Annotated in this window: 11 protein-coding genes; 8 read left to right on the top strand and 3 right to left on the bottom strand. The window is 70.4% G+C overall.

From position 1 onward, the window contains the following. The 8 genes from D7X32_RS40700 to D7X32_RS40665 all read left to right on the top strand — a co-directional run. On the top strand, positions 1–451 hold a 451-nt coding region (locus D7X32_RS40700), incomplete at its 5' end, for an AgmX/PglI C-terminal domain-containing protein (protein WP_244239458.1). A 40-nt stretch (positions 452–491) separates the two neighbouring features. Next, the gene (locus D7X32_RS40695; protein ID WP_120607895.1) at positions 492–1,331 is read left to right on the top strand and encodes a GNAT family N-acetyltransferase; all 840 of its coding nucleotides are present in this window, start codon (positions 492–494) and stop codon (positions 1,329–1,331) included. Between the two features lie 189 nt (positions 1,332–1,520). Continuing rightward, positions 1,521–1,970 carry a hypothetical protein gene (locus D7X32_RS40690; protein WP_120607894.1) on the top strand — a complete coding sequence of 150 codons (450 nt, stop codon included), beginning with the start codon at positions 1,521–1,523 and terminating at the stop codon, positions 1,968–1,970. Positions 1,971–2,122: 152 nt separating this feature from the next. Beyond that, positions 2,123–2,788 carry a hypothetical protein gene (locus D7X32_RS40685; RefSeq protein ID WP_120607893.1) on the top strand — a complete coding sequence of 222 codons (666 nt, stop codon included), beginning with the start codon at positions 2,123–2,125 and terminating at the stop codon, positions 2,786–2,788. 131 nt (positions 2,789–2,919) lie between these two features. Then, on the top strand, positions 2,920–3,546 hold the full coding sequence (locus tag D7X32_RS40680; RefSeq protein ID WP_120607896.1) for a MiaE family protein: 627 nt from the start codon (positions 2,920–2,922) through the stop codon (positions 3,544–3,546). Between the two features lie 308 nt (positions 3,547–3,854). Next, the gene (locus D7X32_RS40675) at positions 3,855–5,648 is read left to right on the top strand and encodes a phosphoenolpyruvate carboxykinase (GTP) (RefSeq protein ID WP_120607892.1); all 1,794 of its coding nucleotides are present in this window, start codon (positions 3,855–3,857) and stop codon (positions 5,646–5,648) included. A gap of 138 nt (positions 5,649–5,786) precedes the next feature. Continuing rightward, the gene (locus tag D7X32_RS40670; protein WP_120607891.1) at positions 5,787–6,617 is read left to right on the top strand and encodes a tetratricopeptide repeat protein; all 831 of its coding nucleotides are present in this window, start codon (positions 5,787–5,789) and stop codon (positions 6,615–6,617) included. Further along, positions 6,617–8,056, top strand: coding sequence for an ABC transporter substrate-binding protein (locus tag D7X32_RS40665; RefSeq protein WP_120607890.1), 1,440 nt, complete (start codon positions 6,617–6,619; stop codon positions 8,054–8,056). The genes D7X32_RS40670 and D7X32_RS40665 overlap by 1 nt, the downstream gene beginning before the upstream one ends. On the opposite strand, the gene D7X32_RS40660 is transcribed toward D7X32_RS40665, so the two are convergent. The 3 genes from D7X32_RS40660 to bioD all read right to left on the bottom strand — a co-directional run. Next, positions 8,037–9,212: a pyridoxal phosphate-dependent aminotransferase gene (locus tag D7X32_RS40660; RefSeq protein ID WP_120607889.1), complete on the bottom strand. Its 1,176-nt coding sequence runs from the start codon at positions 9,210–9,212 to the stop codon at positions 8,037–8,039. The genes D7X32_RS40665 and D7X32_RS40660 overlap by 20 nt on opposite strands. Next, positions 9,209–9,487, bottom strand: coding sequence for a hypothetical protein (locus tag D7X32_RS40655; protein ID WP_120607888.1), 279 nt, complete (start codon positions 9,485–9,487; stop codon positions 9,209–9,211). The genes D7X32_RS40660 and D7X32_RS40655 overlap by 4 nt, the downstream gene beginning before the upstream one ends. A gap of 116 nt (positions 9,488–9,603) precedes the next feature. Beyond that, a partial coding sequence (gene bioD, locus D7X32_RS40650) for an ATP-dependent dethiobiotin synthetase BioD (protein WP_147450472.1) occupies positions 9,604–9,948 on the bottom strand: 345 nt, incomplete at its 5' end.

Here is a 9,948-nt window from a genome sequence, read left to right as displayed (position 1 = left end):
CGCCCCCACCGCGCCGCTCCCACGCCCCGAAGCGCCGGTGCGCGAGCCGACCCGGGCACCGCCGCCACGCGACGACCCGGACGCCCCCGACCCGCGCCGCGTGGAGGGGGTGGAGCCGGTGGTGGAGGCCTCCTCCGGCCGCATCGACGCGGAGGACCTGCGGCTGGCCGTCCAGTCGGTGACTCCGCTCGTGCAGCAATGTTTCCAGGACGCCGCACAACGCAACCGGGGCACACAGGAAGTGAAGCTGCGCTTCACCGTGGAGGGCGAGGGCTCCGAGGGGAAGATGAACCGGGGCGTGCTCGTCTCCAGCACCATCCCGGACCCCATGGTGCAGGCGTGCGTGCTGGATTCGCTCCTGGACGCGCGCTTCCCGGCACCCCACCTGGGCGGGTCCGCGACCGTGCTCTACCCATTCCGTTTCACCGTGCCCGGGGACGCTGGCCCGTGAGGTCGGGTTGCGCGTAAGGTTCAGCCCCCTTCCCCCTCGCATGCCCGTCACCGTCGAACAGCTCGCGCCTTCCCACACGGACGCCCTGCGCGCGCTCCTGGCGAAGGATCCCGTCCACAACCTCTACCTGCTGGGGCTGCTGGAGGAGTTCGGCATCGCGGCGCCAGCGCGCCTGGCGGCCTTCTCCTTCCACGGCCGCTTCGACAGCGGCGTCCTCACCGCGGCCGTCTTCGTGGGCGGCGACGGCGGGCTCGTGGTGCCCAGCGCCAGCGACGCCAGCGCCACCGGCGTCATCGCGGACGCGCTCGCCGCCAGCCTCAAGCTGCGCGCCACCGTGGGGGACAAGGCCTCCGTGGACGCGCTGGTGCGCAGCCTCTGCGAAGGCAAGCCGCGCCTGTCACGCACCCAGCGGCTGTTCAGCGTCTCCGCGGACGACCTGGGCCCCTTCACCAACCCCACCCTGCGCCTGGCCCGCGAAGAGGACGTGCCCCGCCTGCTGCCGCTGGCCCAGGGCTACGTGCGCGAAATCCTGGAGCGCGACCCGCTGGCGGAGGACCCCACCCACTACGAGGCCCGCGTCCTCCAGCGCGTGCGCCAGCGCCGCACCTACGTGCTGGAGGAGGGCGGCGAGCTCGTGTTCAAGGTGGACATCGGCTGCCGCTCGCAGTTCGGCGCGGAGCTGGAGGGCATGTACACGCCCCCGTCCCGCCGCCGCCAGGGCCACGCCACCCTGTGCCTGGGACAGATTTCGCGGCACCTGCTGTCGTCGCTGCCCCGGCTGGCCCTGCGCGTCGACGAGCGCGACGAGAGCACCGCCCGCATCGCGCGCAAGGTGGGCTACCACGCCGGCCGCACCCAGCGGCTCGTGCTGGTGGAGTAGCCCCCGGGACAACACAGGCAACACCTGCCGTTGCTCCCGGAACAACAGGGATTGACATAAAGACACGCAAGCGACTGAAAACACGCCATCCCGGTTGAAGGCATGGCGCTTGCTCCCAGGTGGTGCGGCGCGCGGCATTCGCGAGCCCGGCGGCCCCAATCACCGCCGCATCCCCACGGGAGCAGTCCGATGAAGGGTTTCCAGACGTTGGCGAAGGTGTGCGCGTTCGGTGTGGTGGCGTTGAGCGCGGGGACCGCCGCCGCTTGGCAGTACTACCCGGGCATCGCGTTCAAGGCCGCCTATGCGTCCGACGCGGCGTGCTTCAACGTCCACAGCTACTCGGCCATCCGCAACGACTGTACGACGACGCGCCTGGCCATTGCCTCCGTGCCGATGTGGACGGTCGGCTACCACCCGACGACGGTGCAGATCTACGGCAACAACAGCTGGTGCGAGACGGAGACCGTCAACGGCGTGGGCAACGCCGGCCAGGTGGGCGCCACCACGTACACGCTGGCCGGCCCCATGGCGTGGCAGACCATCAACACGGGTGACCGTTACGTGTGGGAGGACTTCGCCATCGTCTTCCGCTGCGGCCTGCAGTCGAGCGGCATCATCGGCGGCTTCACCATCGACTGACGAACGGGCCTGTCCCTCCCTCCGTCCGGGCCGCGGCAGCGTCCCGGCGCGGAGGGGTGCTGTCCTGTGATGCGGGCCGCGTGAAGGCTTCTCATTCCTCCCCTTCGCGCGGCCTGTTCCCTTCCCTCCACCTCCCCCCCGCGAGCGCCCCGATGTCCTCCCGGCTCCAGACCGTCCTCGCCATCGCCAACACCGTCGCCATCGCGGGCGTGGGCTTCACGCTCCTGGGCCACCAGCGCGCCTCCGACGAGGCGATGGAGGAGCTGCGGACCCAGGTGCGCCGTACCACCGCGAGCAGCGACACGAACCTCGCCGAGCGCCGCGCCGCCGCGGAGACCGCGATGCGCATGTGGGCCGCCAACGCCGCGCGCACGGCCCCGCCCGCCCGGGGGCAACCGCGCCCGGAAGGCACCACCACTGGGGACGACGCCGTAACGGAGGAAGCCGGCGGCGACGTGCCCCCGCCTCCGCCCATCCGCCCGCCACCGGCCTCGTTCGAGCAGTCGCGCACCCGCGTGTTCAACGCCTTCGCCGCGGAGCCGGTGGACGGGGACTGGAGCGCCCGCGCGTCCAAGACGCTCGATGAAGCGTTCCGCGCGCACCTGCCCACGACCTCCCGCGTGAAGTCGATGGAGTGCCGCGCCACGCTCTGCCGCGTGGAGCTGGTGCACCGGGCCCAGACCGACCATGGGGCCTTCCTGATGAACGGGCTGCGCACGTGGCCGGGCTCCGTCTTCATCGCCAACGAGGCGCAGGAGGGCAACGACTACGTGGTCACCCTGCTCGCATCGAAAGAGGGCACGAACCCGCCGCTGTAGCCCGGCCGCGGACACGGTGGGCGGCCCCCCACCCGTGTCCGGGCCGGCATGTCCCGGGAGGAAGCAGGCCTCCCAGGCCCGTGCGACACCGCGCGCACCGAGCCCGGCGGATGCCCTACAGTCCGCCCGCGATGAGCAGCCGCCCCACACCCTCCCGCCGTCCCCTCTCCGGAGCGGGCCCCGTCATCCTCCACGCGCCCACCGACCCCGGCTGGCTGCCGCTGGCGCTCGCGAACTTCGACGCGGTGCTGGTGGACCACGCCCACTGCGAGAAGAAGGCCGCCGCCAACGCGCTGTCCATGCTCCAGGCCTACCCGGACCTGCCCGGCCTGCCGTCGCAGATGGCCCGCCTGGCTCGCGAGGAGAGCGCCCACCTGGCGCGCGTGCTGGACCTGATGGCCGCGCGCGGCCTCACCCTCACCAGGGACGCCGGAGACCCGTACGCGCAGGGGCTCCAGAAGCACGTGCGCACGCCCGCCCTGGAGCGGCGCGTGGACCGCCTGCTCGTCGCCGCCATCATCGAAGCGCGCTCGTGCGAGCGGCTGTCCCTGCTGGCGGAGGGGCTCACCGACCCGGCGCTCGCCCGCTTCTACGGAGAGCTGGCCCAGTCGGAAGACGGCCACCAGTCCCTCTTCCACCGGCTGGCCGTCACCGCGTCCAACGGCGACGAAGCGGGCGTGGACGCGCGCCTGCAGCACCTCCTCGCGCAGGAGTCGCGCGTGCTCGCGGACGTGGGGCTGCGCGCGGCCATCCACTGACGTGCCGGGGCTCCAATCCAGGCAAAGCCAGACAAAGCAGTTGCGGCACGGACTTCCATGCCTGCCTGGGGGCGACGCGACGCGCTGCCAGAGCGTGCCGCACCGCGCCGTTTACTGATGAGCGACCGGACGCTGATAAGTGGAATTAGGCCAGAGCGGTCGAAAGTCCGGTTGACTGCCGGACGTCAGTTGCTTTTGGGGCGTGGGTCCAGAAGGTTTGGTGTTCCTCCCGCTGTAGGGTTCCGACCCCTCGCGAAGTAGCGAAACGCGGGAGCTCCCGACTCATGAAACACCCCGAGGAAACCTCCATGGCTTCGACGCAAGCGGCCGCCGCCACCGAGCAGGCGCCCACGAAGAACCCCACGCTGCTGGCGTGGGTGGCCAAGATGGCTGCGATGACCCAGCCGGACCGCATCGTCTGGTGCGACGGCTCCGAGGCGGAGAAGGCGCGCCTGACGGAGCAGGCCGTGAAGGACGGCACGCTCATCCCGCTCAACCCGAAGACGCGCCCCGGCTGCTACCTGCACCGCTCCAACCCCAACGACGTGGCGCGCGTCGAGCACCTCACGTTCATCTGCACGCCGAACAAGACGGACGCGGGCCCCACCAACAACTGGATGGACCCGGAGGCCGCGTACACGAAGCTGGGCCACCTGTTCGAAGGCTGCATGAAGGGCCGCACGATGTACGTGGTGCCCTACGCCATGGGCCCGCTGGGCAGCCCCTTCACGAAGATTGGCGTGGAGCTGACGGACAGCGACTACGTGGTCCTCAACATGCGGATCATGACCCGCATGGGGAAGGCCGCGCTGGACATGCTGGGCGACAGCGACGACTTCAACCGCGGCCTGCACTCCACGGGCGACGTGAACCCGGACCGCCGCTACATCTGCCACTTCCCCCAGGACAACACCATCTGGAGCTTCGGCTCCGGATATGGCGGCAACGTGCTGCTCGGGAAGAAGTGTCTCGCGCTGCGCATCGGCAGCTACCTGGGCCGTGAAGAGGGCTGGCTCGCGGAGCACATGCTCATCCTGGGCGTCACCAGCCCCAAGGGTGAGACGACCTACGTCGCCGCCGCCTTCCCGTCCGCGTGCGGCAAGACGAACTTCGCCATGATGATCCCGCCCAAGGAGTACGCGGGCTGGAAGATCGAGACCGTGGGCGACGACATCGCCTGGATGCGCCCGGGTCCGGATGGCCGCCTGTACGCCATCAACCCGGAGGCCGGCTACTTCGGCGTGGTGCCGGGCACCAACAACAAGACCAACCCCAACGCGATGGAGACCATCTCCCGCGACACGCTCTTCACGAACGTGGCGCTGACGCCGGACGGCGACGTGTGGTGGGAGGGCAAGGACGGCGAGGTCCCGGAGGAGCTCATCGACTGGCAGGGCAAGCCCTGGAAGAAGGGCAGCCCGGAGAAGGCGGCGCATCCGAACAGCCGCTTCACCGCGCCCATGAGCAACAACCCGGTGCTGTCCGGCAAGGCGAACGACCCCATGGGCGTTCCCATCAGCGCGCTCATCTTCGGCGGCCGCCGCTCCAACACGGTCCCGCTGGTCATCCAGGCCTTCAACTGGACCCACGGCGTGTTCCTGGGCGCCACCATGGGCTCGGAGACGACGGCGGCGGCCACCGGCAAGGTGGGCGTCGTGCGCCGCGACCCCATGGCCATGCTGCCCTTCTGCGGCTACCACATGGGCGACTACCTCCAGCACTGGCTGGACATGCAGAAGTCCATCCCGCAGCTGCCGAAGATCTTCCAGGTCAACTGGTTCCGGCAGGACAAGAACGGCAAGTTCATCTGGCCGGGCTTCGGGGACAACATGCGCGTCCTCGAGTGGATCGTGAACCGCGTCCACGGCCGCGTCCCCACGCAGGAGACGCTCTTGGGCTGGGTGCCGCGCCAGGACCAGGGCCTCAACCTGAACGGCCTGGACCTGTCCGCGGAGGCCGTCCAGGAGGCCACCTCCATCAAGGAGGACGAGTGGAAGTCCGAGCTCAAGAGCCAGGAGGTCTTCTTCGAGCAGCTGGGCACCAAGGCCCCCGAGGCCCTGATGCTCCAGCGCAAGCTGCTCATCGCGCGCCTGGACGGCTGATCGCCGTCTGACGCCTGAGAGGTCCCTTCCGGGGCTGCTTCCTCCCCTGCTGCTACAGGGGTGGGGGTGGCCCCGGCGCTTTTTTAAGGGGGCCAGCGCTTCGACGGCCGGAATGTTCGGCGGTAGGCTCACCGCCCCATGAGACTGGTTTTCGTGTTGTCGCTGGCGCTTGCGTTGTCGCCGGGGTCCGCCCTGGCGCAGCGGGGTGGCTCCAAGGTCAACGTGCAGTCCCTCCTGAAGGAGGGCAAACGCCTCTATGACGCCGGCAAGTACCGCGAGGCGGCGGAGGCGCTGAAGCAGGCCAACGAGGCGCAGCCGCACCCGCGGCTCGTCTACAACATCGCCGTGGCGCTGGAGTACGCGGGCGAGCCCCGCGAGGCGATGACCTTCTACCGGCAGTACGTCACGTCCTCCAGCGAGGAAACCGACCCCACCCTGCTGAAGAACAGCAACCGCGCCATCGACCGGCTGCGGGTGCAGCTGGACCGCGAGGACCAGGCGCAGGCGACGGCGGACGCGGACCGGAAGCGCCTGGAGGCGGAAGCGGACGCCGCGCGGCAGAAGGCGGACGAGGAGCAGGCCGCGGCGCGGCGCGCGGAGGAGGAGAACCAGCTCCAGAAGGAAGCGGAGCTGAACCGGGCCATCAAGTCCTACCGCAACCAGCGCATCGCGGCGTTCGCCACGGGCGGCGTGGCGGTGGTGGGCGTGGGCGTGGGCGTGCTCTTCGGCCTGCAGGCGCGCGACCAGCGCGAGCAGTTCGACAACGCCAGCACGCTCGCGGAGAAGCAGCGGCTGTCGGACAGCACCAAGAGCAAGGCGTTGCTCGCGGACATCGGCTTCGGCGTGGGGCTCGCGGGGGCCATCACCGCCATCATCCTGTATCCCAAAGAGGGCCCTCCCGCGCAGGGCGAGGTCCGCGTGACGCTCGCACCGCGCGGCGCCGGGGTCGGCATGGAAGGACGTTTCTGATGCGCGCGCTGGGAATGATGACGCTGGGCATGGCGCTGCTGTCGTCCGGGTGCAGCTTCACCACGGCGGGCGGCCTGTCCGAATGCACGACGAGCAGTGACTGTGGCAGCAACAGCGTCTGCACCTCCGGCTTCTGTCTGCCGCAGCCGGCGGGGTGCGACCAGGTGGTGGGCGCCACGTCCGCGGCGAACCCCATCGTGCTGGGCGCGGCGCTGCCGCTCACCAACGCGAGCGGCAACGCGGAGATTGAACAGCAGCGCTTCAACGGCCTGAAGCTGGCGCTGGATGAAGTGAACCAGGCGCAGGGCGTGGGCGGCCGGCAGTTCGTCATGTACGTCTGCGACACCGGGGCGGACGTGAACCGGGCGGTGACCCAGGCGACCTGGATGGTGAACGACAAGAGCGTGGTGGCGATGTTCAGCGCCGGCAGCGGGCAGACGCTGGCCATCAGCGGAATCACCATCCCCAAGAACGTGCTGCTCATGAGCCACACGGCCACGAGCTCCGCGTTCACCACGCTGTCGGACAAGAACGGCGGCAGCGTGGGGCTCGTCTGGCGCACCACGCCCTCGGACGTGCTCCAGGGCCGCGTCATCGCGGACGTGCTCCAGGGCGTCACGGCCATCAACGACCCGGGCGTGACGTTCACCCCGCCGACCAAGGTGGGCGTGGCGTACGTGAACGACTCGTACGGCAACGGTCTGTTCGACGCCATCCAGAACCGCATCCCCAACAAGGACAACGTCGCGGGCGCGCAGTACAACCGCAACGAGGCCGTGAGCGGCGCGGTGAGCCGGTTGGTGACCTTCAAGCCGGACCTCACGGTGCTGGCGGGCTTCCCCGAGGACAACGCGCGGCTCATCCCGGAGGCCGTGGCCCAGGGCGTGTCCGTGACCAACGGCAACCGCTGGTTCCTCACCGACGCGAGCAAGGACCTCACCCTGCTGACGAACCTGGCCGCCAACAAGGTGCAGCTCAACGGTGCGTACGGCACGGCGCCCGCGTCCGCGCGGCCCAGCGACTCCACCTACAAGCTCTTCGCGGACCGCTTCATCACCGCCTACAGGACGGACCCCGGGCAGTTCTCCTTCACCGCGCACGCGTACGACGCCATGTACCTGGTGACGCTGGGCGCGGCGTACGCGGTGGGCAACGACCCCAACAACCCGCAGCCGGTGACGGGCCCCCGCATCGCGGAGGGCCTCACGAAGCTCACCCCCGCGTCAGGCCAGACCGCGCCCACCTACTCGCTGGGGTCCACGCAGTTCACCGCGGCGCGCGAGGCGCTGCGCACCGGCACCACCATCAACGTGCGCGGCGCGAGCGGCGAGTTGGACTTCAACAACGACACGGGTGAGGCGCCCTCCCCCTACGAGCTGTTCAAGGTGGAGAACAGCGCCTTCAAGACCGTGCAGCTCATCAACCCGCCGGTGGACTGAGCACGCGCACCAGCGGCACCAGGGCGGCGGTGAAGACCTCGGGCGTCGGCAGCAGCGACAGCACGAGGTACGCACCGCCGCCGAAGTCGTAGTAGTAGCCCGGCTGCACGCGCACCCCCTCCTCCAGGAGCCGCAGGCAGGTGGCCTCCTCTCCGGGGTGATGGGGGATGCGCAGCACCGCGCTCCAGCCGCCGTGCGCGGGCACCACGTCCCACGCGGCATCCGCCGGACGCGCTTGGATCAACCGCTCCCGGTTGCCCTTCACCCGCTTCAGCAGGGCCGCTTGGAAGCGCGGCGCGTGGGCCAGCAGCGCGGGCAGCGCGAGCTGCACCGGCGTGGACACCGACAGCACCGCGTCCGCCACGTCCTCCAGCCGGGCCAGGGCTTCGTCGCGCGCGTGCGAGGGGCCGCCCACGTGCAGCCAGGACAGCTTGAGGCCGGGCAGGCCCGCCACCTTGGACAGGCCGGAGAGGGCGAACGTGAGGCACGGCAGCGGCCGCCCCGCCACCGACGTCACCCGTCCCTCCTCCGCGTCCCATGCGAAGTTGGAGAACACCTCGTCGCTGATCAGCGCCAGGCCGTGGCGCGCGCACACGTCCGCGAGCGCGTGCAGCTCCCCTTCGTGGAGGAAGTGGCCGGTGGGGTTGCCGGGGTTCACCACCACCACCGCGCGGGTGCGGGCGTCGATGGCGGCCTCCACCCGGCCCACATCCAGCCCGAAGCCGTGCACGACGGGAAGGCGATAGGAGCGCGCGTGCACGCCCTCCAGGCGCGCCAGGACATCCACCAGCGGATAGCCAGGCGCGGGCACGAGGACGTTGTCCCCTGGGTCGCACAGGAGCTTGAGGAGCCAGCCGTAGGCCTCGCTGGTGCTGGCGCTGAGGACGACGTGCGCGGCGTCCACGGACGCGCCCCGTTGGGACAGGTGCGTGGCCACGGCCTCGCGCGCGGACGGCAGGCCGAAGGGCTCCGGAGCGTAGTCGAAGACCCCGGGGTGGACCCCGAGGTCCACGTCCGGCGGGGGCAGCCCCACGCGGGTGGGGTTGGTCTCCGCCAGGTCCAGCACGGGCAGCCCGCACGCGTGGCGCAGGGCGACGGCCTGGGAGAGCGGGTTGGGCGTGCGCGGGAAGGCGGTGCGGAGCGAGAAGCGGCTCACAGCCCCGTCTGGAGCATGGCGCTGGCCACGCGGCGGATCAGCTCGCGGCGCAGCTCCAGGCGGCAATGATCGATGGCCTTCTCATGCGGCTTGGGCAGCTCCGGGTTCCGGGTGCGGATCGCGGTGCGCAGGACCAGTTCGACCTTCGTCGGCTCGATCTGGAACAACCGCGGACCGTCTTTCTGGAGGAAGTAGGACAGCCCGCGCTGTTCGATGAGCTTCTGGAAGAAGCGTCGGACGTCCGCGAGGAGCGTGATGTCGATGATGTCCGCCATTCGTGCCGGGCTTTCTCGCGCGGAAAAAACGGGACGTCCAGATCACGGCCACCACCACGCGAAAACTTGCGCGACCTGTAGCACCCGCCTTTTCGCCGAACGCGGCGGAGGCCGATTTATCGGGCCCGCGCGCGTTCGGGCACCAGCGGCGCCAGCACGCGCCGGAACGCCAACTGGCGCTTTCTCGGATCCTCCACATACGGCACTGGACCCAGCACCTCCACCCCGTGGCGGGCCTCCAGGTAGCGCCGGTTGTCCCGCTCCGCCAGGTCACGTCCGGGCACTCCGCGCGACAGCACCACCGCGCGCACGGACACCTTGCGCGCGGCCAGCGCCTCCAGCGACAGCGCCACGTGGTTGAGCGTGCCCAGCCCCGCGCGCGCCACCAGCACCACCGGCAGGCGGAAGGCCTGGATGAGGTCCACCACGTCGCGCTTCGAATCCACCGGGACGAACAGCCC

Origin of the sequence: Corallococcus carmarthensis (assembly GCF_003611695.1) — a bacterium.
Lineage (GTDB): Bacteria > Myxococcota > Myxococcia > Myxococcales > Myxococcaceae > Corallococcus > Corallococcus carmarthensis.
The sequence above is the reverse complement of the archived record's forward strand: the minus strand, read 5'-3'. Positions and strand labels throughout refer to the sequence as shown.